Here is a 24,696-nt window from a genome sequence, read left to right as displayed (position 1 = left end):
GGAGGACTTCCCATGGCAAACGTTGCATTCATCGGGCTCGGCAATATGGGCGGGCCGATGGCGGCCAATCTGGTCAAGGCCGGCCACAAGGTGACCGCGTTCGATCTGGTCGCGGCATCCCGCGATCAGGCCAAGAGCGACGGTGCCGCGATCGCCGAGAGCGGCGTCGGCGCGGTGAAGGGCGCCGATGTCGTCATCACCATGCTGCCGGCCGGCAAGCATGTGCTCGGCGTCTGGAACGAGGTGCTTCCGGCGATGGCCAAGGGCACGCTGATCATCGACTGCTCGACCATCGACGTCGAAAGCGCCAAGCAGGCGCATGCGCTGGCCGCCAAGCACGGCATGGCCTCGGTCGATGCCCCGGTCTCCGGCGGCACCGGCGGCGCCAAGGGCGCGACGCTGACCTTCATGTGCGGCGGTGAGGACAAAGCCTTCGCGGCGGCCCAGCCGATGCTCGCCAACATGGGCAAGAAGATCGTGCATTGCGGCGCGGGCGGTGCGGGGCAGGCGGCCAAGATCTGCAACAACATGATCCTCGGCATTTCCATGATCGCGGTCGGCGAGGCCTTCGTGCTCGCCGAGAAGCTCGGCCTGTCGCACCAGGCGCTGTTCGACGTCGCCTCGACCTCGTCGGGGCAGTGCTGGTCGCTGACCACCTATTGCCCGGTTCCCGGCCCGGTGCCGACGTCGCCGGCCAACAACGACTACAAGCCGGGCTTTGCTTCCAACCTGATGGTCAAGGACCTGACCTTGGCGCAGGACGCCGCCAATGCGGCCGGCGCGGTTACGCCGCTCGGCAAGCACGCGCAGGAGATCTATAAAACCTTCGACGCGTCGGGCCACGGCGGGGTCGACTTTTCCGGAATTATCCAGCACGTTAGGGCCCTTGCCCCGAAGTAAATCGCCGTCATCCTGAGGTGCGAGCGGAGCGAGCCTCGAAGGATGGAAAGACGGTGTCTATGGCCATCCTTCGAGACGCCGCGCTTCGCGCGGCTCCTCAGGATGACGTCAGGTGAAGCCGGATGACCACATTTCAGGACGCACGCGCCTTTCTGCTCGAGCACCGCACCGACTACGATGCCGCGGTGAAGGGATTTCGCTGGCCCGATCCGGTGCCGTTCAACTGGGCACTCGACTGGTTCGACGCCGAACTGGCTGATAATGCCGACAGCCGCGACCGGCCGGCGCTGTGGATCGTCGATGCCGCCAGCGGCAACGAGACCAAGCTTTCCTTCGCCGAGCTGTCGCGCCGCTCAAACCAGGTTGCAAATTTCCTGCGCGCGCAGGGGCTGAAGCGTGGCGATCATCTGTTGCTGCTGCTCGGCAATGTGGTGCCGCTGTGGGAGACCATGCTGGCGGCGATGAAGCTCGGCGTGGTCGTGATCCCCGCGACCACGCTCTTGACTGCGGATGAACTGCGCGACCGGCTCGACCGCGGTAAGGCGAGGGCGGTGGTTGCCACGCAGGATCAGGTCGCGAAGTTCGCAGGCCTCGGCAGCGACAACCTCGTTCGCATCGTGGTCGGCGCGACGCAGGCGCAGGACGGCTGGTTGCCGTTCGAGGATGCCGCCAAGCAGTCCGACGCATTCACGCCCGATGGCCCGACCAACGCCGACGACCCGATGCTGCTCTATTTCACTTCGGGCACCACGGCAAAGCCGAAGCTGGTGCGGCACAGCCAGCGCAGCTATCCGGTCGGCCATCTCTCGACCATGTACTGGATCGGCCTGCAGCCCGGCGACATCCATCTCAACATCTCCTCGCCCGGCTGGGCCAAGCATGCCTGGAGCTGCTTCTTCGCGCCGTGGAATGCCGGCGCAACGATCTTTATCGCGAACCAGCCACGCTTCGAGGCGAAAGGACTGCTTTCGATCATCGGCCGCTGCGGCGTCACCACGCTGTGTGCGCCGCCGACGGTGTGGCGGATGTTCATCCAGGAAGACCTCGCGAGCTTCAAGGTCTCGCTGCGCGAGGTGTGCGGCGCCGGCGAGCCGCTCAATCCCGAGATCATCGACCAGGTCAAATCGGCCTGGGGGCTGACTATCCGCGACGGCTACGGCCAGACCGAAACCACCGCGCTGGCCGGCAACTCGCCGGGACAGAAGGTGAAGGTCGGCTCGATGGGCCGGCCGCTGCCGGGCTATCGCGTGCAGGTCACCGACAATGACGGCCACCCCGCGAAGGAGGGCGAGGTGACCTTGCTGCTCGGCGCCGCCCGGCCGGCCGGCCTGATGCAGGGCTATCAGGGCGACGACGGCAAGCTCATCGGCACCGACGGCGAGATCTATCGCAGCGGCGACGTCGTGTTCACCGATGACGAGGGTTATCTGACCTTCGTCGGCCGCACCGACGACGTGTTCAAGTCCTCCGACTACCGCATCTCGCCGTTCGAGCTGGAAAGCGTGCTGCTGGAGCATGACGCGGTGGCCGAGGCCGCGGTGGTGCCGAGCCCGGACCCGATCCGGCTCGCGGTCCCCAAGGCCTATGTGCTGCTGGTGTCGGGTGTCGAGCGCACTCCGGAGACGGCGCTGTCGATCTTCCAACATTTGCACACGCGGCTCGCACCGTTTAAACGCATCCGCAAGATCGAGCTGGTCACCGAATTGCCCAAGACGATTTCTGGAAAAATCCGTCGCGTGCAGTTGCGCCGGCTCGAACATGACGATGTCAGAAGCGATGCGTTGCGCGGTGTCGAGTTCCGCGAGGAAGAATTTCCGGAGCTGCAGAAGGTGCGGACCTCCGGTTAGCAGAGGTTAGCCAATGAACGAAGTCTGGAAGAAGCCGCCGGTGTCGCTGGAAACCTACCAGGGCATGGTCGGCAAGGAGATCGGCGTGTCCTCGTGGCACCTGCTCGATCAGGGCCGCATCGACACCTATGCCGACGTGATCGAGGATCACCAGTTCATCCATGTCGATCCCGAGCGCGCCAGGAAGGAGACCGCCTTCGGCACCACGATCGCCCATGGCTTCCTGACGATGTCGCTGATGTCGATCATGTCCTACGAGGTGATGCCGGTGCTCGAGGGCACCGCGATGGGTGTCAACTACGGCTTCGACAAGCTGCGCTTCATCTCGCCGGTGCGCTCCGGAAAACGCGTTCGCGGCCGCTTCGTACTGGCCGAAGCCACGCTGCGCAAGCCGAAGGAGTTGTTGTCGCGCACCAACGTCACGGTCGAGATCGAAGGCGAGGAAAAGCCCGCGCTGGTCGCCGACTGGCTCGGCCTGATCTATTTCAGCTAACGGTCACGAGACGCGGTTGTGTTGCAACCGCGAAGGGTTGCGCCACCTCTCCCACAAGCCAAGCGGGGGGAGGTGGGGCGAGCCACCCCGATCTGTTTTTTACGCGGTGCGCTGCTCTGGCCAATGTAGCGCATTGACGGCTGTGTTCCCTGGTGTCCATGATGCCCGCTTTAGGCGGTGCGGTCCCGGGAGTGGCAGCCATGGTGCAAAACATCGTCGCCGGAATTGTCGTAGTCGCTTTGATTGTGATTGGCGCGATTAGCTACGCTCAAGAGCATCACGAGTGCTGGAGCGGGCATCTGCTCAAAAGCCTGAAACCCTGCGGGTCGATGACCCCTTCGGTCTAGCGCGCCCGCTGGCCGTCTCGGCCGGGCTTGACCCGGCCATCCATCGCTGCTCAAAAGTCCCCAACCTTTTCATGCCGCTCGGGCATGTACCCTCTCCCCTTGTGGGAGAGGGTGGCGAAATCGAGCGGAGCGAGATGAAGCCGGGTGAGGGGTCTCTCTCCGCGTGCTCATCCGTGGAGAGAACCCCTCATCCGGCGCGCTCGCGCGCGCCACCTTCTCCCACAAGGCGAGAAGGGAAGTCAGAGCAGGAATGACAAGCATGGCAATCAGGTTTGACGGACGCGTCGCTATCGTCACCGGCGCGGGCAATGGTCTCGGACGGGCGCATGCGCTGGGGCTCGCCAGCCGCGGCGCCAAGGTGGTGGTCAACGATTTCGGCGGCGCGCGCGACGGCACCGGTGGGTCGCTGTCGCCGGCCGAGACCGTGGTCGAGGAGATCCGGAAAGCCGGCGGCACCGCGATGGCCGACGGCGCCGACGTCTCGAACTTCGAGCAGGTCACCGCGATGGTCGAGCGCGCCACCAAGGAATGGGGCAGCGTCGATCTCTTGTGCGCCAATGCCGGCATCCTGCGCGACAAGTCGTTCACCAAGCTCGAGGTTGCCGACTGGGCCAAGGTGCTCGACGTGCATCTCACCGGCACATTCTACTGCTGCAAGGCGGTGTGGGCCGGCATGCGCGAGCGCAATTACGGCCGCATCGTGCTGACGACCTCGTCGTCCGGCCTGTTCGGCAATTTCGGCCAGGCCAATTACGGCGCGGCGAAGGCCGGCATGGTCGGCCTGATGAACGTGCTCGCCGAAGAGGGCCGCAAGAATAACATCAAGGTCAACACCATCTCGCCGACGGCTGCGACCCGCATGACCGAGGAATTGCTGCCGCCGCAGGCGCTGGCGCTGATGAAGCCGGAAGCGATCACGCCTGCGGTCGAATTCCTCCTCTCGGAGGACGCGCCGACCCGCACCATCATGGGCGCCGGCGCCGGCTCGTTTGCCGTGATCCGCGTGCTGGAGACCGAAGGCGTCAACCTGCCGCAGTCCGAATGGACGCCGGACGGCGTCGCCGCGCACTTCAACGCGATCAGCGACATGTCGACCGCGAAGGCGCTGCAGGGCGCGTTCGAGCAGACGCAGAAGTATGTCGCCCAGGCGGCCGCACGGGCCGGGATCAAGCTCTGAGCATGACCGTCGCCGTCATCGGAGCCGGACCTGCCGGCCTGATGGCGGCGGAGATGCTCGCGCAAGGTGGCGCACAAATCACCGTCTACGACGCGATGCCGTCGGCCGGCCGCAAATTCCTGATGGCCGGCCGTGGCGGGCTCAATCTCACCCACTCCGAACCGCTGCCGGATTTCCTTGCGCGCTATCGCGAGGCGCTGCCGCGTCTGAAGGCTGCGGTCGAGGCATTTCCGCCCGACGCATTACGGGCCTGGAGCGAGGCGCTGGGGCAGCCGACATTTGTCGGCAGCAGCGGCCGGGTGTTTCCCGTGGCGTTCAAGGCATCGCCCCTGCTGCGCGCCTGGCTGCGGCGGCTCGATGCCGCGGGCGTGCAATTTGCATTCCGGCATCGCTGGGTTGGATGGGACGCGCGCGGCGCACTGCTGTTCGAGACGCCGGACGGCCCGCGCGTGGTCAAGGCCGATGCGACCGTGCTGGCACTCGGCGGCGCGAGCTGGCCGCGGCTCGGCTCCGACGGCGCGTGGGCGGATATCCTTGCCGCAAAGGGCGTTGCCGTGGCGCCGATCAAGCCAGCCAATTCCGGCTTCACGGTTGCCTGGTCGGATATCTTCCGCGACAGGTTCGAGGGCCAGCCGCTCAAGGGCGTCGCGCTCACGATTGGTCCGGATACCGTGCGCGGCGAGGCGATCGTCACCCGCGCCGGCATCGAGGGCGGCGCCATCTATGCGCTGTCGGCGGAATTGCGCGAGGCGGTGCTCGCGAAGGGAACGGCGACACTGACGGTGGCGTTGCGGCCCGATGCCGCGCGCGACGAACTGGTCGTGCGTCTGTCGGCGCCGAAGGGCAAGCAATCCTTGTCCAATTTCCTGCGCAAGGCCGCGCAGCTCTCGCCGGTCGGCATCGGGCTGTTGCACGAGGCGACAGTCGCCGCCGGCCGTTCGCTGGCCGCGCTGCCGCCGGCCGAATTGGCCGAGCTGATCAATGCGGTGCCGATCAAGGTGTCAGGCGTGGCGCCGATCGCTCGCGCGATCTCGAGCGCCGGCGGGATCAGGTTCGACGAGCTCGACGCGCAGTTCATGCTGCGGCGGCTGCCCGGCGTCTTCGCCGCCGGTGAGATGCTCGATTGGGAAGCGCCGACCGGCGGCTATCTGTTGCAGGCGTCGTTTGCAACGGGCGTCGCCGCTGGGAAGGGAGTGTTGAATTGGCTCAATTCGTAGGATGGGTAGAGCGCAGCGAAACCCATCGACTTTCTACCGCGCGGAGACATGATGGGTTTCGCTGCGCTCTACCCATCCTACGCGATGCCGCTCACTCCGATCCCGTCTTCGTCGCGATGTCCGTGATTAGGCCGAGCACGCCGAACACCGCAGCCACCGCACACACCGCGGTCCAGCCACCAAAGCTCCACGCCGCCGATGCCGCTGCCGCGCCCACCGCGCCGCCGATGAAGAACAGCGCTACGAACAGGCCGTTGATCCGGCCGCGCGCCTCGGGGCGCAGCAGGTTGACGGCGCGGCGGCCGAGCGTCTGGTCGGTGGTGATGCCGAGATCGAGCAGGATGGTGCCGAGGCTCAGCACGACCAGCGCCGCGATTCGGGATTCGATCACGCCGGCCCAAGCGCACAGCGCGAGCGATGCCGATATCAGGAGGTGCGAGCCGATCAGCATCGGCCGCGCCAGGCCACGGTCGCCCCAGCGGCCGGCCAGCGGTGTCGCGACAGCGCCGGCAACGCCGATCAGCGCGAACAGCGCGATCCCCCTGGCGTCGAGCTTGAACGGCGCATCCGGCAGGCGCAGCGCGACGGCAGCCCAGAACGCGGTGAACGAGGCCATCACCAGCGCCGCGGTCCAGGAGCGAACGCGCAGCACCGGCTCCTCGCGCAGCAGGGTCGGGAACGAACGCAGCAGCGCGCCGTAGCTGACCTTCGCCGCCGGCTGTAGCGTCGGCAGCGTGCGCGCCAGTGCTGAGGCGAGCACCGTCATCAGCACGGCCGAGGTGACATAGTAGCCGCGCCAGTTCCAGCTGTCCGCGATCAGGCTCGCCATCGGCCGCGACAGCAGGATGCCGATCATCAGGCCGCTCATGACATCGCCGATCGCCTGTCCGCGGCGCTCCGGCGGCACCATCGACGCTACCAGCGGCACCACCATCTGGATCGCGGCGCAGGAGGCGCCGAGGATGAACGTGGCGGCGAGCAGGATCAGCGGCGTCGGCGCCATCGCGGTGCCGATCGCGGCGACGATGGCGCAGGCCAGCGTCCGCAGGATCAGCCGCTTGTTCTCGACGAGGTCGACCAGCGGCACCAGCAGCAGCAGCCCGAGCGCGTAGCCGAGCAGGGTCAGCGTCGAGATCAGGCCGGCCTCTAGCGCGGTCATGCCGAGCGAGCGGCCCATCAGGCCAACGAGGATTTGCGGCGCAAAGAGATTGGTGACGACGGTGCCGGTCGTGATGGCGCCGATCCAGATCAGGGGACGCACGGCGACGGTGCGCGCCGGGGAGAGTTTGGTGGCTTCGGAGATGGTCATGGGGCCTCGCGATGGAGTGGCGAGGCCCCCTTTAGGGGATGGGCCTAATATGCTACAACTCAAATAAGATGATGAAGAATATGCGAGATTGTTATGAACACCCATGACCTCGTGGCGTTCGTCGCCGTGGTGGAGACCGGATCGATCGTCGCGGCCTCGGCGCGGCTGAACCTGACCCAGCCCGGCGTGACGCGGCGGATCCAGAATCTCGAGGTGATGCTCGGCGCGCAGCTCTTGGACCGGCTCTCCAAGCCGCTGAAGCCGACGGCGGCGGGAATCGAGGCCTATGAGCAGGGCCGCCGGCTGCTGCGCATGCTCGACGACCTCAAGTCAGGCGTCGCCAATGACGGCGTGGTGCGCGGTGAGTTCAGGCTCGGCCTGACGCCGTTCTTGTCGGAGGCGGGGCTGACAGGACCGCTCGACGCGGTGCGCGGCGAATTTCCCGCGCTGGCGGTGCGCGTCGTCTCGGGCTGGTCGCCCAACCACATGGAGCGGGTCAGCCGCAACGAGCTCGATGCCGCGGCGATCTGCCTTCCTGACGGCACCGCGCCGCCCGACGATCTCGTGGCCTCCGACCTCGGCGCGCAGCCGGTGGTGTTCGTCGTCGCGCGCGACATGAAGACGCCGAAGTCAGTCGATCTCGAATGGCTGTCGCGGACCGGATGGGTGATCAACCAGGACGGCTGCGGCTTTCGCCAGACGCTGAAGCGCCATTTCGATGCGGCGCATCTGCCGTTCAACATCGCGGTCGAGGCGCTCGACAGCGAGCTGCGGCTGTCGCTGGTGGCGCGCGGGCTCGGCATCGGCCTCGTGACGCCGGTGGCGCTGAAACGAAGCCCGATCCGCAGCCGGCTCAAGGCCGTGAAGATCGCGGATTTTAATCCCGCGGTGCGCGCCTGGATCGTGCATCGCCCGCCGGCCGGCCGCCTGGCGCGGCCGATCGAGGTGTTTCGCTCAGCGCTCGACCGCGAACTGCAGGCGCTGATGCGGGGGTAAATGCGTAGGATGGGTAGAGCGAAGCGAAACCCATCACCTTTCATCTGCGCGGAAGCATGATGGGTTTCGCTGCGCTCTACCCATCCTACGAGGTCGCGGGATGCGGCTAGCGCAGCTTGCCCCGCGCCGTCACCGGCAGCGCACCGATGATCTCGTCGCCGCGCACCATCACGACCTCGTCCATCATGTTGACGACGACGCAGACATGATTGGGCACGATCCGCACGATGTCGCCGACATTGGGCCGCGTGTTGCTGCGGGAGAGGTCGAGAAAGCCGTGCTCCTCGGCGAAGCGCGCGATCCTGGCCTCGGGATGTTCGAGGATCAGGCCGTGGCCTTCGAGGCCGCCGGTGTCAGAGGTCAGCGTCTTGGAGCCGGCGTCGAGGATGCCGCGCTCCGGGCCGGCGCGGCTGACGACGGTGGAATAGATGTGCAGCGCGCAATCGTCCCAGGTCGCAACGCCGGCCGCGACCTGCATGCGGTCGTTGTAGATGTAGGTGCCGAAGCGATGCTCGGTTCCGCCCTTCAGCTTGCCGAGATTCTTCAGGTTCGGCGTGCCGCCGGTGGAGACGATTGTCGCATCGAGGCCGTGGGCGCGCACGCCGGACAGCGCCTCGTCGTAGAATTTCTGCGCATCGGCCCAGCCGGTCTCGGTCGGGTACAGCATGAAGCCCGCGAAGGCGAGGCCTTTGGAGGCTGCGATCTCGCGCGCCAGCGCGATCGCCTCGGCCGGGGTCTCGACACCGGCGCGCTTGCGGCCGGTGTCGCATTCGACCACGACCGAGAGCGGGCGGCCGGAGGCGGCTGCGGCCTTCGGCAGATCGCCGACGACGACGGAGTTGTCGGCAGCGACGGTGACGTTGGCCTTTGCTTGCAGCGCGCCGAGCCGCGCCATCTTCTCGTCGCCGAGCAGATTGTAGCTGATCAGGATGTTGTCGATGCCAGCGTCCGCCATGATCTCGGCCTCGCCGAGCTTCTGGCAGGTGATGCCTTTGGCGCCGGCCTTGATCTGCAGCTGCGCCAGCATCGGGTTCTTGTGCGTCTTGATGTGCGGACGGTTGGCGACGCCGGCCTCGTCGCAGGCCTTCTGGATGCGCGCGATGTTGCGCTCGACCCGGTCCATATCGATCACGGCGCAGGGCGTGCCGTATTCCTTGGCGATCTTGGCGGCGAGGGGCGTGGTCATCGGGGCGGCTCCATTGCAGAATTTCTGTCATTGCGAGCGGAGCGAAGCAATCCATCTGCCCGCGTTTGCAGATGCATGGATTGCTTCGTCGCTCCGCTCCTCGCAATGACGGCAAGAATCATCATGTTCATGCCTGTTCGATCTCTTCGCGCAGCACTTCGAGTTCGAGCCAGCGGTCCTCGGCGGCGGCGAGCTCCTCCTGCGCCTTTGCGATCGCGGCCGAGGCGGCGTCGAATGTCTTGCGATCCCTCGTATAGAGATCGGGATCGTCGAGCAGCTTCTGCTGCTTGGCGATCTCGTTGTGCAGCTTGTCGATGGTCTTCGGCAAGGTTTCCAGTGCGTGCTTCTCGTTGAAGCTCAGCCGGCGCCTCGGTGCCGCTTCGGGCGCCGCGGCCCTGGCTTCCTTCTTCTCCTCGGTCGGGGCTTCCGCCTTCACCGTCTCGCGCTTCACGTCGGCGCCGCGCTGCGCCAGCATGTCGGAATAGCCGCCGGCATATTCGATCCAGCGTCCCTGGCCTTCGGGCACGATTACCGACGTCACCACGCGGTCGAGGAAGTCGCGATCGTGGCTGATCAGGATCACCGTGCCCTCGTAATCGCCGAGCATGTCCTCGAGCACGTCGAGGGTTTCGAGATCGAGGTCGTTGGTCGGCTCGTCCAGGATCAAGAGGTTGGACGGCTTGGCCAGCGCGCGCGCCAGCATCAGGCGGCCGCGCTCGCCGCCGGAGAGCGCCTCCAGCGGCGTGCCGCGCTGCTCCTGCGCGAACAGGAAGTCCTTCATGTAGCCGATCACGTGCTTCGACTTGTCGCCGACCATGACGTGATCGCCGCGGCCGCCGGTCAGGGCCTCGGCCAGCGTCAGCTTCGGGTCGAGGCTTTCGCGATGCTGGTCGAGCGTCGCCATTTCGATATTGGCCCCGAGCCGCACCGAACCGGAGTCGGGCGGATCGTTGCCGATCAGCAGATGCACCAGCGTGGTCTTGCCGGCGCCGTTCGGGCCGACGATGCCGAGCCGGTCGCCGCGCTGGATCCGGGTCGAGAAGCCGTCGACGATCTTGCGCTCGCCGAACGCCTTCGCGATGTTCTTGGCCTCGATCACCAGCCGGCCGGACTTTTCGGCTTCGGCAGCGGCGAGGGTGGCATTGCCGGTGGCGCCGCGATAGTTGCGGCGCTGGTCGCGCAGCGCAAAGAGATTGCCGAGCCGCTTGACGTTTCGCTTGCGGCGGCCGGAGACGCCGTAGCGCAGCCAGTGCTCCTCGTTGACGATCTTGCGGTCGAGCTTGTGCTGCTCGCGCTCTTCCTCCGCCAGCACCTCGTCGCGCCACGCCTCGAAGGCGCCGAAGCCGCGCTCGATCTGCCTGATCTGGCCGCGGTCGAGCCAGGCCGTGGTGCGCGACAAATTGGTGAGGAAGCGGCGGTCGTGGCTGATCAGCACCAGCGCGCAGCGCCGGCTTTCCAATTCGCCTTCGAGCCATTCGATGGTCGGCAGGTCGAGATGGTTGGTCGGCTCGTCCAGCAGCAGGATATCGGGCGAGGGCGCCAGCACCCGGGCCAGCGCCGCACGGCGCGCCTCGCCGCCGGAGACATGCGCCGGATCTTCCTCGCCGCTGAGGCCGAGCTGTTCGAGCAGATAGCGCGCCTGGTAGTGGTCGTCGCCGGGGCCGAGGCCGGCCTCGACATAGGCCAGCGTCGTCTTGTGGTCGCCGAAGTCCGGCTCTTGCGGCAGATAGCGGATGGTGGCGCCTGGCTGCACGAAGCGGCTGCCGGCGTCAGGCTCGACCAGGCCGGCCGCGATGCGCAGCAGCGTCGACTTGCCGGAGCCGTTGCGGCCGATCAGGCAGACGCGCTCGCCGGCGGAGACCGACAGCTCGACGCCCGTCAGCAGCGGCGTGCCGCCAAAGGTGAGGCTCATGTCCTTGAGCTGGATCAGAGGAGGCGGAGCCATCGCGCTAACCCTGCTGGCTCGCTGGCGCCTGCTCGGCGCGGCGGCGCTGGATGCGGCGGATGGTCTGGTCGAGCGTCGACAGGAAGGTCGAGCGGTCGCGCGGCGAGTATGATTTCGGCCCGCCGGTGATCTCGCCCGACGAGCGCAGATCGGTCATCAGATTGCGCACCGCGAGCGTCATGCCGATCGACTGTTCGGTGAACGGCTTGCCATTCGGCGCGATCACATCGGCGCCGGCCTTGACGCAGCGGCTCGCCAGCGGGATGTCCGCCGTGATCACGATGTCGCCCTCACGCGCGCGTTCCGCGATCCAGTCGTCGGCCGCATCCATGCCGGAACCGGCGGCGATGCGCTCGATCAGCGGATCCTGCGGCACGCGGATGAAATTGCCCGCGACCATGCTGACGGGCACGCCGAGTCGGATCGCGACGCGATAGATCTCGTCCTTCACCGGGCAGGCGTCGGCGTCGACATAGATGCGGGTGGGGGCAGGGGTTTCAGTCATCGATTCCTGGGTTGGCAGGCGCGGCCTGCGTGTACTCCATCGGGCGGAAAATTGCGAGCAAAACGAGAGGCTTGTCACGCTGACCGGTTCGACTACGATTGCCTGAGAAAAACAACGGAAATAAGGGGAAACCCCATGGATTCGAAGACGGCTTCGCTGACCTACCGCGTCTCGGCGTACAACACCTCGAAACTGTCGGAGAACAAGATCCACGACGACACGGTGGCGCGGAAGTTCGGCTTTTCCGGCGGGCTGGTCCCCGGCGTCGATGTGATGGCCTACATGATGCACCTGCCGGTCGAGAAATGGGGCCGCGATTTCCTCGAACGCGGTCTGATCGAGGCCCGCTTCGTGAAGCCGGTCTATGACGGCGAGATCGCGGAATTGACCGGACAGGAGACCGGCAATGGGCTCACGATCGAGCTCCACAGCCGCGGCGAGCTCTGCGCCACCGGCACCGCATCGCTGCTGGCATCCGCGCCGAAATTTGTGCTCGACGACTACAAGCAGGTCGCCGCGGTCGCCGAGCGCAAGCCGGTCAGCGCGTCGTCCTATGAAGAGGGCAAGTGGCTCGGCACCATCCCGCGCGACTGGTCGGGCGATGCCGCGAAGGAATATCTCGCCGATATCAGGGAGACTGACCCGATCTATCTACGCGAAGGTCTCGGCCATCCCGGCCTCCTGCCGCGCGTGATGAACAAGGTCCTGGTCGACAATGCGATCCTCGGGCCCTGGATCCATGTCGGCACCCGCATGCAGCTGCTGTCGGCCGGCAAGATCGGCGACGAGCTGACCGCGCGTGCCAAGGTGACCGGCAATTACGACAAGAAGGGCCACCGCTTCGTCGAGCTCGACGCGCTGGTGCTCGGTAACGGCGTGCCGCTCGCGCATTGCCGGCACATCGCGATCACCCAGCCGCGCGAGCAGGCCGCGGCGTAGGGAAGGGGCACGTCGTCTCCACGCCACAGGTGTCATACCCCGCGCATGCGGGGTATCCAGTACGCCGCGGCCCCTCGGCTCAAGCACTGCCGCCTCTGGAATACTGGATCGCCCGCCTGCGCGGGCGATGACAGTGGTGTTGGCGGCGGCCGAGCGCGCTACGCCGCCTTCGCCTTGGCGTCCTGGATCGCGCGCCAGACGCGTTCCGGCGTCAGCGGCATGTTGATGTGCTTGATGCCGTACTCCGACAGCGCGTCGACCACGGCGTTGACGATGCAGACGAGGCTGCCGGCGCAGCCGGCCTCGCCGCAGCCCTTGGTGCCGAGCGGGTTGGATTTTGCCGGCGAGGGATGATCGCCGACCAGCATCGACGGCACGTCGCCGGCACGCGGCAGCGCGTAGTCCATGAACGAGCCGGTGATCGGCTGGCCTGAGGCGTCGTAGCTGACTTCCTCCATCAGCGCCTGGCCGATGCCCTGCGCGACGCCGCCGTGGAGCTGGCCCGCGACGATCATCGGATTGACCACGACGCCGAAATCGTTGACCGCCGAGTAGCGCACGATCCGCGTCACGCCGGTGTCGGGATCGATCTCGACCTCGGCGACGTGGCAGCCGTTCGGGAAGGTCGACGCCGTCTCCTTGGTGGCGTGATCGACGTCGAGCGTCTCCGGCGTGCCTTCGGGCATCTTGCCGGCGCGCATCCGCTCGGCGAGCTCCATGATGCCGATCGAGCGGTCGGTGCCGGCGATAGTGAAGCGGCCGGCGCCGAATTCGATGTCGGCCTCGGATGCCTCCAGCATATGCGCGGCCGCCCTCTTGCCCTTCTCGACCACCAGCGCGGAAGCCTCGACGATCGCTTGGCCGGTCGCGGTGATCGAGCGCGAGCCGCCGGTGCCGTTGCCGAAGCGGACCAGATCGCTGTCGCCCTGTTCGAGCGTGATCTTCTCGAAGGGCACCCCCAGCTGGTCGGACAGCACCTGCGCGAACGGGGTGGCGTGGCCCTGGCCATAATCGAGCGTGCCGGTGGTGAGCTTCACTGAGCCGTCGGGCTCGAAGCTGATCTTGCCGAGCTCGCCGCTCGGCGGCGCGGTGACCTCGAGATAGGAGCCGACGGCGATCCCGCGCAGCTTGCCGCTCTTCTTGCTCTCCTTCTTGCGCTTGGTGAAGTTCTCGTAATCGGAGATCTCCAACGCCTTCTGGAACACGCCGGCGAAATCGCCGCTGTCATAGGTGACGCCGGAGGCCGCCGGGAAGGGCAGCTGCGACGGCTTGATGAAGTTGCGCTTGCGCAGCGTGAAGCGGTTGATGCCCATCTCGTCGGCGGCGGCATCGATCAGCCGCTCCATGTAGTAATTGGCCTCGGGCCGGCCGGCGCCGCGATAGGCGCCCATCAGCGTGGTGTTGGTCAGGACCGTCTTGATGTCGACGCCGAGCAGCGGCGTGCGATAGACGCTGGCGAGGTTCTTGCCGGTGTTGAGCGACAGCGGGCCCGGCGCGACGCCGGTGATATAGGCGCCGAGATTGCCGTGGCCGGACAGTCGCACCGCGAGGAACTTGCCGTCGGCATCGAGCGCGAGCTCGGCATGGATCAGCTGCGCGCGGCCCTGGCTGTCGGAGAGGAAGCTGGTCGAGCGCTCATCCAGCCACTTCACAGGGCGGCCGAGCTCGCGCGCCGCATGCGCGATGCAGGTGTATTCGGGATAGTTGAGGTTCTTCATCCCGAACGAGCCGCCGACATTGCCGGTGAGGATGCGGACCTTGTCGGCGGGCACGTTGAGCAGGCGCGCCAGGATCGCCTTGTTGCCCGAGACGCCCTGGGTTGGCACCTGCAGCGTGAAGCGTTCGGTTGTCTTGTCGTAATGCGCGAGGGCGACGCGCGGCTCCATCGAGACCACGGCGACGCGGGTGTTGACGATGTCGAGCTTGGTGACGTGCGCCGCGCCGGCGAACGCCGCCTCGATCTTGGCGGTGTCGCCATAGTGATAGTCGAGCGCGACGTTATCAGGGATGTCGTCATAGAGCTGCGGCGCGCCGGGCCTGGCGGCTTCGGCCGCGTCGGTCACCGCCGGCAGCGGTTCGATATCGACCTCCACGGCCTCAGCCGCGTCGCGCGCCTGCGCCGCGGTCTCCGCGACCACGAAGGCCACGGGATCGCCGACGAAGCGCACCTTGTCGGTCACGAGCGCGGGGCGGTTGGTCTGCTTGAGCGGCGAGCCGTCGCGGTTCTTCAACGGCAGGCCGCAGGTGAAGGGGTTGTAGCCGGCGGCCGTAAGGTCGGCGCCGGTCCAAACCCCGAGCACGCCCGGCATCGCCTTGGCCGCCGCCGTATCGATGCCCTTGATGACTCCATGGGCATGGGAGGAGCGAACCATCCAGCAATACGCCTGGCCCGGCAGGGAGAAATCGTCGGTGTATTTGCCCTTGCCGCGCACCAGGGTGTCGTCCTCCTTTCGTCGAACAGGCTGTCCGACACCGTATTTTTGCAGTGCGATAGCGTTTTCGAGAGAGGCAGGCGGCGTGTGATCTTGCATCGAAAATGACCTGAAATGCCCGGATTTGCTGGAGTTTAGGGGCGTTGAGGAGATAACGCACGCCTCCCTTAACGACAACGCCCGATTGGGCATGGACCCAATGTGAACGGAGTTGCGTAGGGCTTTGACGCTGCTAAAGTTTCCGTGAACGACAATTATTCGGCGGGCCCAAGGATCCTCCTGGATCCACCTCGGGGTCCTGCGGAAAGACAGTTTTGATGAACGACCATGTGCGGCTTTGCGACGGCCCCCCGGCCAGCGAAGCCCCGCCAGGGTTGGTTGCGGCAGCGGCGGAAAGTGGCGTCTACGCCGCGCTCGACCTTGGCACCAACAATTGCCGGCTGTTGATCGCCTGTCCCACCGGCGACGGGTTCCGCGTGGTCGATTCCTTCTCGCGGATCATCCGGCTCGGCGAGGGCATCGCCGCCACCGGCTCGATCAGCGAGGCCGCGATCGAGCGTGCGATCGCCGCGCTCGCCATCTGCAGCGACAAGATCCGCTATCGCAAGGCGCGCCGGCTGCGGCTGATCGCCACCGAGGCCTGCCGCGCCGCCGGCAACGCCGAGAGCTTTCGCGCGCGGGTGGCGGCCGAGACCGGTATCGAGCTCGAGGTGATCGATCGCGAGACCGAGGCGACGCTCGCCGTGATCGGCTGCTCGCCGCTGCTCGATCCGAAGGGGCGGGGCGCCATCCTGTTCGATATCGGCGGCGGCTCGACCGAGCTGGTGCGGATCGAGCGCGACCCCAACGCGCCCGACGCGCCGCCACGCATCAAGGCGTGGATGTCGGTCCCGCTCGGCGTCGTCACGCTGGCCGAACATTTCGGCGGCAAGAACGTCACCAGGGATTTGTATGCGCAGATGATCGATGAGGTCGCGCGGCACGTCGCGCCGTTCGCGGCCGAGCACGGCAAGGATCTGCGCGGCATGCACATGCTCGGCACCTCGGGTACCGTGACCACGCTCGCGGGCGTGTTCCTCAATCTGTCGCGCTATGACCGCCGCCGCATCGACGGCATCTGGATGAACGATTGCGACGTCACCGCGACGATCCAGAGGCTGCTCGGCATGAGCTATGAGGCGCGCGTCAACAACAACTGCATCAGCGTCGAGCGCGCCGATCTGGTGCTCGCCGGCTGTGCGATCCTCGATGCGATCCGCAATGCGTTCCCGATGCCGCGGCTCCGCGTCGCCGATCGCGGCCTGCGCGAGGGCATGCTGGTCGAGATGATGCGCGAGGACGGCGCGCTGCGAGCGTGCTAGAGCTTCTCTTGCCTCGCCCCGCTTGCGGGGAGAGGCCGGATTGCATGTCAATGCAATCCGGGTGAGGGGACTCTCCACGAGCGCATCTCTCACCTTCATTGCGGAACCAGCCCCTCACCCCAACCCTCTCCCCGCAAGAGCGGGGCGAGGGAGTAGAGAAGCAGTATGGCGAAAGACACCACCGGGCGGCTGCACGTCACGGTCAAGAGCGGCGGCAAGCGCAAGCTATCGTCAAAACTCTGGCTCGAGCGCCAGCTCAACGATCCCTATGTCGCCAAGGCCAAGGCGATGGGCTACCGCTCGCGCGCGGCGTTCAAGCTGGCCGAGATCGACGACAAATATCGCCTGCTCAAGCCGGGCATGACCGTGGTCGACCTTGGCGCGGCGCCCGGCGGCTGGAGCCAGATCGCGGCCAAGCGTACCGGTGCCGCCGACGGCAAGGGCAAGGTGGTCGCGATCGATCTGCTGGAGATGGGCGAGATCCCCGGCGTCACCTTCGCGCAGCTCGACTTCCTCGACCATGACGCGCCGGAAAAACTGATCGCGATGATGGGCGGCCGCGCCGACATCGTGATGTCCGACATGGCCGCCAACACCACCGGCCATCGCAAGACCGATCAGCTGCGCATCATCGGCCTGGTCGAGACTGCCGCGCATTTCGCCGGCGAGGTGCTCAATCCCGGCGGCACGTTCCTGGCAAAAGTATTCCAGAGCGGCGCCGACGCCGAGCTGGTGGCGCAGCTGAAGCGCGATTTCGCGACCGTCCGCCACGTCAAGCCGGCCGCCAGCCGGCAGGATTCGTCGGAGCGCTATGTGCTGGCGACGGGATTTCGCGGGCAGCAACAGCCGTCATCGCGCGGGGAGTAGCGACGACGCGTCCGCCGAAGCCTCCGCGAAGGCAAGCCATGATCCCTCGTCGAGCCCGGCGCCGTCCCGGTACGCGAGCGCGGTCGCGGGCTGACCTGAATCCATTGGAACTCTTCCCGTTACGGCGTATTCTATCTTCCCGGCGCGGGCTGTTCGTTGCGTATTTCGACCTGGCGCCACGGCAGGTTTGTGCAGCGAGCCGCGCCTCCGTCTTGCGGAGCTCTTCCGTGATGGAACGCAGATCGAGCATGGGTAATCGCCTTTTGGCGGCCTTGCCGCCCGCCGATCTTGATTTGCTTGCGCCTCATCTTCGCAAGGTATCGCTCGAACGCGACGCCGTGCTGGTCCGGTCGGGCGACCTCGTCGAACAGATCTATTTTCCCTGCACGGCATTGATCGCGTTCGTCATGGACATGCCGAACGGACAGGCCGTTGCGACGACAATGATCGGCAACGAGGGCGCCGTCGGCATCCTGTCGACACTCAGGTCGATACGCTCGCCGATGACCGCGGTGGTTCGCGTCGCGGGCACGACGTGGCAGATTTCGCCGGCACGATTTCACGCCGCACTCGCGCACAGTCACGCGCTTGCCAGTGCGGTGCAGCTCCATATGCGGTCGTTGCTGGTCCAGTTCCAGCATATCGCGGCGTGCAATGCGCTCCATTCCGTGGAGGCCCGCCTGGCCCGGTGGCTGTTGCAGGTTCACGATCAGATCGGTGACGACACGCTGCCGCTGACGCAGGAGACGCTGTCGGAATTGCTGGGTGTGCGACGAACGACTGTGACCCATGTCGTGCACAAGCTTCGCGCCTCGGGCGCAATCCGCTCCAACCGGCGGAGCTCGATCGAGGTCGACAGGCCGCGGCTCGAAACTGCGGCCTGCGAGTGCTACGAGATCATGCGCGGCAGGATCGACCGCATCGTATCCGCGGAGGGGATCAAGTCGTCCGGTCGCGGCGCGCCGCCACATGGACCTCCGCGTTCGCACGCCCGGCCGTGGACCAATGGCGACAAGGTTCATGCACATGCACGCGGCGCGGGTGCTGAGCGATCACGAAGCCATTGAATGCGGTTGCAACGCAGACGCAGGTGTCAGGACGCCTTGCGCAATTCCTGCTCGGGTTCGTGGACCCACGCCTCCCTGGCGAACCATTCGTGATTGGTCCGACAGCTCGTGCAATAGCTGCGCGAAAAGAACACGGTGCTGCGCCGGAACGTCTCGCGGTCGGATTTCATGCCGGTATTGATCGCACGTCCCGTCCGCGGGCATTTGATCATGATGACGCCCACCTCGGTCCTCCTCCAATGTCAGGGATTGCTGGTCCCGCGCACCGTCGGCTGGACCGCGCCCCTTCTGATCGGAGACGCTTGGTCCAGCCGGCCTGGGAGCGGGGGGGGGGGCGGCTCCTCAGGAAGGTGTTTTCAGGGCCTTTGCAAGGCTCTTCTTGATCGGCTCGGAGGTCTCGGTCGCGACCTTCTTCGCGATCTCCCAGAGCTCCTTGTTCTGCGCGGTCGTCACTTCGAAAGCCTTGCGGCCGTGATCGGCCGAAAGCTGGATGGCTTCCGACAGCGACCTGGTGCCGGCGAGCTCGGATATGAAAGCGAGGGCCGAACTGGCGTTGATATGCGAGATATCGATCACCTTGGCTGCGTAGTCCGCGGCGCCCTTGGCGTTGACCGCGTATGCTTCCTTGAGCAGGACAGAGATTTCCTCCGAAGCTTCCTTGGCCTTCTCGAGCTGTTCTCGGGCACGCCTCGCATTTTGTTCGGCGATACCCTGAAAGGCCTGAGGCAACGCGAACAGGGGCAGGCCAAAGCCGCTGGCTTTCGGATTATCGCTCACTTCATTCGTATGGACGTCACTCACTGGCTCTGATCCTTTCAAGCGAAACCAGATCAAGGAAAATCCGCGCCTCGCGGTGCACGGACGCTGGGGAAGCGCACCTGGAGCGCTTCCTTCCACATGGCTTTTTGCTGAATGCCGGGTCACCGCGTGCCCGCTTGAGCCGGACTATGCAGGATCGGCGGCGTAGCTTCCGTTCGCTTTCTGACTCTCGCGGAGATTTTTTTCCGGGACGAAGCGGCGGCGATTCATCGAACACATCTCGACCGCTTGCGCCAGGAGAGCCTGGCCGGGCGCGGTCCCGGTCGCGACACACGCACGAAGGCAATTCAGTGCGACCGGTTGGAACCTCGGCGCGCGCCCGGAGTCGATTCCGTTGCTCCCGGCCAATGCCCCCCAAGCCCACCGGGAGAAAACCCCCACTGGGTTGGCGGCCTTGGTGTAGCGTCAGTTTCGCGCACCGGGGCCGTTTCGTGCCGGACTGGAAAATTGGATACCGCGGGCGCATATTTCCGACATGGCGACCATTGTTCAATGCAATTGCGGCGCCGAGTACAGACGCACCGAAGAGAAGTTCTTGGTGCCGCATACGGGTGATGCGATCTGCACGGTCTGCGGAGCAGCGTTGGAATCGTGGCTGGAAGCGACCCACGTTCCCACATACGAACTTATCGAACGTCCGGATCGAGGACAGCCAGGCGGAATGACCGGCCACCCCTGATGGCCTGGTCGTGACCTGACGACGGCTCGCGGTGTCCGTGCCTCGGGAACGGCTCGTTCGATCGACTAGCCGAGGCGCTGATCGCGCGCGTTCTGGGTGTCCTCGGTGGCGACCTTGACGGCTTCGGTCGCGGCGCGCTTCTCGGCGCCCTTGCGGCTCGAGATATCGATCGCCTTGCGGCCGGCGATCTCGTTGCCGGCCTCAGCCGGCATCTGCCAGAAGAACCAGGCCGAAGCCGCCGAGATCAGCGAGACCACGATGAAGGCTGGCGCGAACACGTCGGCGGAGAGCTCGGTCTGGTGATGCAGCGCCAGCGTGGTTTCAACCGAGAACGCGCCGACCGCGACGCCCGCGGACACCGCGAGCTGCTGGTTGACGCTGACCAGGGTGGTGGCCCGGCTCATCTGCGGCGCCTCGACCTCGGCATAGGCCACGGTGTTGATCGCGGTGAATTGCAGCGAGCGGAAGAAGCCGCCGACCACCAGGATGGTGAAGATCAGCATCAGCGGCGTCGAGATCGTGAACAGGGCGCAGGCGGCGAGGAAGGCCGAACTGACCACCGCGTTGACCGTCATCATGTTGCGGAAGCCGAAGGCGCGGATGATGCGCGCCGCCAGCGTCTTCATGCCCATGGCGCCGACCGCCGACGCAAAGGTGACGAGACCGGACTGGAACGGCGACAGGCCGAAGCCGACCTGCATCAACAGCGGCAGCAGGAACGGCAGCGCGCCGATGCCGAGCCGGAACATGAAGCCGCCAACGATCGACGCGCGCATGGTCGGCAGCCGCAGCAAGCCGAAATCGAGCACCGGCGAGCCGGTCCGCCGCGCGTGGATGACGTAAAGCGTCATCGATACCGTGCCGACCCCGACCAGCGCGGCGACGATCGGCCACGGCAGCAAATTAAGCCCGGCCACCGACAGCCCGAAGGCGATGCCGGCGAGGCCGATACCGGCCAGCACCAGTCCCACGAGATCGAAGCGCTCGGGATCCTCGCTCTTGATCGGGTCGATGTATTTCAGCGCCAGGAAGATGCCGAGCAGCCCGATCGGGATGTTGATCAGGAAGATCCAGTGCCAGGAGAAATAGGTGGTGATGAAGCCGCCGAGCGGCGGCCCGATCACCGGGCCGATCAGCGCCGGGACCGTCACCCAGGCCATCGCGTTGACCAGCGCGCTCTTGTCGACCGAGCGCAGCAGCACCAGCCGCCCGACCGGGGTCATCATCGCCCCGCCGAGGCCCTGCAGGATGCGGGCGAACACGAAATCGGTCACCGAGGACGACAGTGCGCAGCCGATCGAGCCCAGCATGAACACGCCGACGGCGCCGGCAAACACGATGCGGGCGCCGAAGCGGTCCGCGGTCCAGCCGCTCGCCGGGATGAACACCGCGAGCGACAGCAGGTAGGAGGTGATCGCCAGTTTCAGCGTCAGCGGGCTGGTGCCGATATCGGCGGCGATCGCCGGCAGCGAGGTCGCGATCACCGTGGAGTCCATGTTCTCCATGAACAGGGCGGTGGCCACGATGAGCGGGATCAGGCGTTGCTTGTTCATCAAAATAGGACAGCTGTGCTGAAAAGGCGGGCGAGCGGGCCATATCATCCTGCCCTCGGCCACGCTATTGCGGAACCGGCCAAACGCCCTAAATCCTGCGTGACGCTGGTATGCATCCGCCCGTGTCCAAAGGTTCGCCGTGATCTACGTCCTTGCCGCTTTCTTGCCGCCGATCGGACTGCTCCTGAACGGACAGCCGTTTTCGGCCATCTTCAATCTGGTCCTGATCGTGTTTTGCGCGGTTTTCGGGCTGTTTTTCCACGTGTTGCTGCTGGTGCCGTCGGCCCATGCCGTGATCGCGGTCCACATGAAGCGCGAGGACCGGCGCCATCGCGAAATGGTCGAGGCGATCCGCCGCCATGGGCCGCCGCCGGGTTACCGGGCGCCCTGAACCGGCCCCTAAAAAGGCCTGTGCATGGCTGGCAAACACTTTGATTCGTCATCCCGCCATGCTATCGACCAGCGTCAACCCCACCGATGGGCGCCGATTCGACGGTGACGCAGCGAGCGTCGCCGCAGGCGGCGTTCATCCGTAAGACCATCGCGGCTGGGCCGCAGATAAAGGAGTTGGCAATGGCCACGGGATTTCCGGCTATCCGCGAAGCCTTCACGTTCGACGATGTGCTGCTGAAGCCCGGTTTGTCCGACGTGCTTCCCTCGGAAGTCGATATTCGCTCGCGCGTCACCCGCGCAATCTCGCTCAACATCCCGATCATGGCGTCCGCGATGGACACCGTCACCGAGGCGCGGATGGCGATCGCGATGGCGCAGGCCGGCGGTCTCGGCGTCATCCACCGCAACTTCGATCCGGAAGGCCAGGCCGCGCAGGTGCGGCAGGTCAAGAAGTTCGAGTCCGGCATGGTGGTCAATCCGCTGACCATCGGCCCCGACGCCACGCTGGCCGACGCGCTGACCTTGATGAAGGAGAACGGCATCTCGGGCATTCCGGTCGTCACCGGTGCCGCCAAGAACGTGCCGGGCAAGCTGGTCGGCATCCTGACCAACCGCGACGTGCGCTTCGCCAGCGATCCCCGGCAGAAGGTCTCGGAGCTGATGACGCACGAGAACCTCGTCACGGTGCGCGAGGGCGTCGGCCAGGACGAGGCGAAGCGGATGCTGCACAAGCATCGCATCGAGAAGCTGCTCGTCGTCGACGACCAGTATCGCTGCGTCGGCCTGATCACCGTCAAGGACATCGAGAAGGCGGTCGCCCATCCGCTCGCCTGCAAGGACGAGCACGGCCGCCTGCGCGTCGCCGCTGCCACCACGGTCGGCGAGACCGGCTATGAACGCACCGAGCGGCTGATCGATGCCGGCGTCGACGTCGTCGTGGTCGACACCGCGCACGGCCATTCGCGCCATGTGCTCAACGCCGTCAACCGCATCAAGCGACTCTCCAACGCGGTGCAGGTGGTGGCCGGCAACGTCGCGACCGAGGGCGGCGCGCAGGCGCTGATCGATGCCGGCGCCGACTGCATCAAGGTCGGCATCGGCCCGGGCTCGATCTGCACCACGCGCATCGTCGCCGGCGTCGGCGTGCCGCAGCTCACCGCGATCATGGACGCCGTGGCCGCGGCGAAGAAGGCCGACGTGCCCGTGATCGCCGACGGCGGCATCAAATATTCCGGTGACCTCGCCAAGGCGCTCGCCGCCGGTGCCGACATCGCCATGGTCGGCTCGCTGCTCGCCGGCACCGACGAGACGCCGGGCGAAGTCTTCCTGTGGCAGGGCCGCTCCTACAAGGCCTATCGCGGCATGGGCTCGGTCGGCGCGATGGCGCGCGGCTCGGCCGACCGCTACTTCCAGCAGGACATCAAGGACACGCTGAAACTCGTCCCTGAAGGCATCGAGGGCCAGGTGCCCTACAAGGGTCCGGTCGGCAATGTGATGCATCAGCTCGCCGGCGGCCTGCGCGCCGCGATGGGCTATGTCGGCGCCAAGGACATCAAGGATTTCCACGACAAGGCCGAATTCGTCCGTATCACCGGCGCCGGCCTGCGCGAGAGCCACGTCCACGACGTCACCATCACCCGCGAAGCCCCGAACTATCCGGGTGGGGTGTAAGCCCAAGCACCCGTCATTCCGGGGCGGTCCGAAGGACCGAACCCGGAGTCCCGGGATTGCGGGATGCCATTATCTGCTAGGCGAGCCAGCGCTTGCGTCGCTTGTAGTGCTTCACATCGCGGTATGATTTTCGCTTCTCTCCGGCGACGCCAAGATAGAACTCCTTGACGTCCTCGTTTGCGGCGAGCGCGTGCGCTTCGCCGTCCATCACCACGCGGCCGTTTTCGAGGATGTAGCCGTGGCTCGCATATCTGAGCGCCATATTGGTGTTCTGCTCGGCGAGAAGAAACGATACGCCCTCCCTGGCGTGGAGATCCCTCACGATCTCGAAGATCTCTTCGACGATCTGCGGCGCGAGACCCATCGATGGTTCGTCGAGCAGGATCAACTTCGGGCGCGACATCAGCGCGCGGCCAATCACGCACATCTGCTGTTCGCCGCCCGACGTATAGCCGGCGGTGGAATTGCGTCGCTCTTTGAGGCGGGGGAAGTAAGCGTAGACACGTTCAAGGTCCTGGGCGATCGCGAGCTTGCCGTCCGTCCGCGTAAAGGCGCCGGTCAGGATGTTCTCCTCGACCGTCAGATGAGGGAAGGCACGCCGACCCTCCATCACCTGGATGCAGCCGCGTCGCACCACCTCGTTTGGCGACAGGGACTTCACCTCGACGCTGTTGAACAGGATCGAGCCCTTGGTGACCTCGCCGCGCTCTGCGTGCAGCAGATTGGAGACCGCCTTCAGCGTCGTCGTCTTGCCGGCGCCGTTGGCGCCGAGAAGCGCGACAATGCCGCCTCGCGGGACCTCCAGCGAGACGCCCTTCAACACGAGAATGACGTGATCGTAGACAACCTCGATATTGTTGACCGATAAAATCAGAGCCGCCGCTTCCGTCGCAGCGGTGACGACCTTGGCGATTGACATGCGCAGACCTCCAAACCGAGCAGGGGCTGGGATCCGGGAGCAGGCAATCCTGCCTCCCGGATCACTCGCACGGG

The 24,696-nt window shown here is 66.0% G+C and carries 22 protein-coding genes; 13 read left to right on the top strand and 9 right to left on the bottom strand.

Features of this window, described 5'->3' with window-relative positions; translation table 11 throughout:
- Positions 1-12 precede the first annotated feature (12 nt).
- The 6 genes from mmsB to QJT82_RS12800 all read left to right on the top strand — a co-directional run bounded on the left by mmsB (position 13) and on the right by QJT82_RS12800 (position 5,981).
- Complete coding sequence (mmsB, locus tag QJT82_RS12825) at positions 13-900, top strand: 3-hydroxyisobutyrate dehydrogenase (RefSeq protein ID WP_028344661.1); 888 nt, start codon at positions 13-15, stop codon at positions 898-900.
- Between the two features lie 122 nt (positions 901-1,022).
- Entirely contained in the window at positions 1,023-2,747 is a 1,725-nt protein-coding gene (locus tag QJT82_RS12820; protein ID WP_028344662.1) for an AMP-binding protein, read from the top strand.
- Between the two features lie 13 nt (positions 2,748-2,760).
- Entirely contained in the window at positions 2,761-3,240 is a 480-nt protein-coding gene (locus tag QJT82_RS12815) for a MaoC family dehydratase (RefSeq protein ID WP_016846543.1), read from the top strand.
- A 200-nt stretch (positions 3,241-3,440) separates the two neighbouring features.
- Entirely contained in the window at positions 3,441-3,587 is a 147-nt protein-coding gene (locus QJT82_RS12810) for a hypothetical protein (RefSeq protein WP_225159189.1), read from the top strand.
- Positions 3,588-3,846: 259 nt separating this feature from the next.
- The gene (locus tag QJT82_RS12805; protein WP_028344663.1) at positions 3,847-4,764 is read left to right on the top strand and encodes an SDR family NAD(P)-dependent oxidoreductase; all 918 of its coding nucleotides are present in this window, start codon (positions 3,847-3,849) and stop codon (positions 4,762-4,764) included.
- Between the two features lie 2 nt (positions 4,765-4,766).
- Positions 4,767-5,981, top strand: a complete 1,215-nt coding sequence (locus QJT82_RS12800; RefSeq protein ID WP_028344664.1) for a TIGR03862 family flavoprotein — start codon at positions 4,767-4,769, stop codon at positions 5,979-5,981.
- A 91-nt stretch (positions 5,982-6,072) separates the two neighbouring features.
- Here QJT82_RS12800 and QJT82_RS12795 read toward each other — a convergent pair whose 3' ends face one another.
- On the bottom strand, positions 6,073-7,290 hold the full coding sequence (locus QJT82_RS12795; RefSeq protein ID WP_028344665.1) for an MFS transporter: 1,218 nt from the start codon (positions 7,288-7,290) through the stop codon (positions 6,073-6,075).
- 93 nt (positions 7,291-7,383) lie between these two features.
- On the opposite strand from QJT82_RS12795, the gene QJT82_RS12790 reads away from it, so the two are divergent.
- A complete protein-coding gene (locus QJT82_RS12790; RefSeq protein WP_028344666.1) occupies positions 7,384-8,286 on the top strand; it encodes a LysR family transcriptional regulator in 903 nt (300 codons plus the stop codon).
- A 106-nt stretch (positions 8,287-8,392) separates the two neighbouring features.
- On the opposite strand, the gene QJT82_RS12785 is transcribed toward QJT82_RS12790, so the two are convergent.
- From QJT82_RS12785 to QJT82_RS12775, 3 genes are all read right to left on the bottom strand, one after another.
- A complete protein-coding gene (locus QJT82_RS12785; RefSeq protein ID WP_028344667.1) occupies positions 8,393-9,472 on the bottom strand; it encodes a D-TA family PLP-dependent enzyme in 1,080 nt (359 codons plus the stop codon).
- Between the two features lie 127 nt (positions 9,473-9,599).
- The gene (locus tag QJT82_RS12780) at positions 9,600-11,417 is read right to left on the bottom strand and encodes an ABC-F family ATP-binding cassette domain-containing protein (protein WP_028344668.1); all 1,818 of its coding nucleotides are present in this window, start codon (positions 11,415-11,417) and stop codon (positions 9,600-9,602) included.
- A 4-nt stretch (positions 11,418-11,421) separates the two neighbouring features.
- The gene (locus QJT82_RS12775; RefSeq protein ID WP_028344669.1) at positions 11,422-11,922 is read right to left on the bottom strand and encodes a YaiI/YqxD family protein; all 501 of its coding nucleotides are present in this window, start codon (positions 11,920-11,922) and stop codon (positions 11,422-11,424) included.
- A gap of 135 nt (positions 11,923-12,057) precedes the next feature.
- Between QJT82_RS12775 and QJT82_RS12770 the strand changes: the two genes are divergently transcribed.
- Entirely contained in the window at positions 12,058-12,861 is an 804-nt protein-coding gene (locus QJT82_RS12770) for a hypothetical protein (protein ID WP_028344670.1), read from the top strand.
- A 158-nt stretch (positions 12,862-13,019) separates the two neighbouring features.
- Here the strand turns inward: QJT82_RS12770 and QJT82_RS12765 are convergent, their stop codons facing one another.
- Positions 13,020-15,392, bottom strand: coding sequence for a xanthine dehydrogenase family protein molybdopterin-binding subunit (locus QJT82_RS12765; protein WP_028344671.1), 2,373 nt, complete (start codon positions 15,390-15,392; stop codon positions 13,020-13,022).
- A gap of 218 nt (positions 15,393-15,610) precedes the next feature.
- Here QJT82_RS12765 and QJT82_RS12760 point away from each other — a divergent pair, with 218 nt between their 5' ends.
- The 3 genes from QJT82_RS12760 to QJT82_RS12750 all read left to right on the top strand — a co-directional run bounded on the left by QJT82_RS12760 (position 15,611) and on the right by QJT82_RS12750 (position 18,588).
- Positions 15,611-16,654, top strand: a complete 1,044-nt coding sequence (locus tag QJT82_RS12760) for a Ppx/GppA phosphatase family protein (RefSeq protein ID WP_028344672.1) — start codon at positions 15,611-15,613, stop codon at positions 16,652-16,654.
- A 165-nt stretch (positions 16,655-16,819) separates the two neighbouring features.
- The gene (locus tag QJT82_RS12755) at positions 16,820-17,521 is read left to right on the top strand and encodes an RlmE family RNA methyltransferase (protein ID WP_264641902.1); all 702 of its coding nucleotides are present in this window, start codon (positions 16,820-16,822) and stop codon (positions 17,519-17,521) included.
- Positions 17,522-17,769: 248 nt separating this feature from the next.
- Positions 17,770-18,588 (top strand): Crp/Fnr family transcriptional regulator, encoded by an 819-nt coding sequence (locus QJT82_RS12750; RefSeq protein WP_245288940.1) that lies wholly within the window; start codon positions 17,770-17,772, stop codon positions 18,586-18,588.
- 26 nt (positions 18,589-18,614) lie between these two features.
- Here the strand turns inward: QJT82_RS12750 and QJT82_RS12745 are convergent, their stop codons facing one another.
- The 3 genes from QJT82_RS12745 to QJT82_RS12735 form a co-directional block, all read right to left on the bottom strand.
- The gene (locus QJT82_RS12745; protein ID WP_028344673.1) at positions 18,615-18,812 is read right to left on the bottom strand and encodes a hypothetical protein; all 198 of its coding nucleotides are present in this window, start codon (positions 18,810-18,812) and stop codon (positions 18,615-18,617) included.
- A 118-nt stretch (positions 18,813-18,930) separates the two neighbouring features.
- Positions 18,931-19,512, bottom strand: a complete 582-nt coding sequence (locus QJT82_RS12740) for a phasin family protein (RefSeq protein WP_245288941.1) — start codon at positions 19,510-19,512, stop codon at positions 18,931-18,933.
- A gap of 639 nt (positions 19,513-20,151) precedes the next feature.
- Positions 20,152-21,639: a DHA2 family efflux MFS transporter permease subunit gene (locus QJT82_RS12735; RefSeq protein ID WP_028344675.1), complete on the bottom strand. Its 1,488-nt coding sequence runs from the start codon at positions 21,637-21,639 to the stop codon at positions 20,152-20,154.
- A gap of 139 nt (positions 21,640-21,778) precedes the next feature.
- Here QJT82_RS12735 and QJT82_RS12730 point away from each other — a divergent pair, with 139 nt between their 5' ends.
- Together QJT82_RS12730 and guaB are read left to right on the top strand one after the other, a co-directional pair.
- A complete protein-coding gene (locus tag QJT82_RS12730) occupies positions 21,779-22,030 on the top strand; it encodes a hypothetical protein (protein ID WP_028344676.1) in 252 nt (83 codons plus the stop codon).
- Between the two features lie 182 nt (positions 22,031-22,212).
- Complete coding sequence (gene guaB / locus QJT82_RS12725; RefSeq protein WP_028344677.1) at positions 22,213-23,703, top strand: IMP dehydrogenase; 1,491 nt, start codon at positions 22,213-22,215, stop codon at positions 23,701-23,703.
- A 76-nt stretch (positions 23,704-23,779) separates the two neighbouring features.
- Here the strand turns inward: guaB and QJT82_RS12720 are convergent, their stop codons facing one another.
- Positions 23,780-24,622, bottom strand: a complete 843-nt coding sequence (locus tag QJT82_RS12720) for an ABC transporter ATP-binding protein (protein ID WP_028344678.1) — start codon at positions 24,620-24,622, stop codon at positions 23,780-23,782.
- Positions 24,623-24,696 lie beyond the last annotated feature (74 nt).

The sequence above is a fragment of the Bradyrhizobium sp. Mp19 genome (assembly GCF_029952935.1).
GTDB classification, from domain to species: Bacteria; Pseudomonadota; Alphaproteobacteria; order Rhizobiales; family Xanthobacteraceae; genus Bradyrhizobium; species Bradyrhizobium elkanii.
Note: the sequence above shows the minus strand (reverse complement) of the source record. Positions and strands in the feature narration are given on the sequence as shown.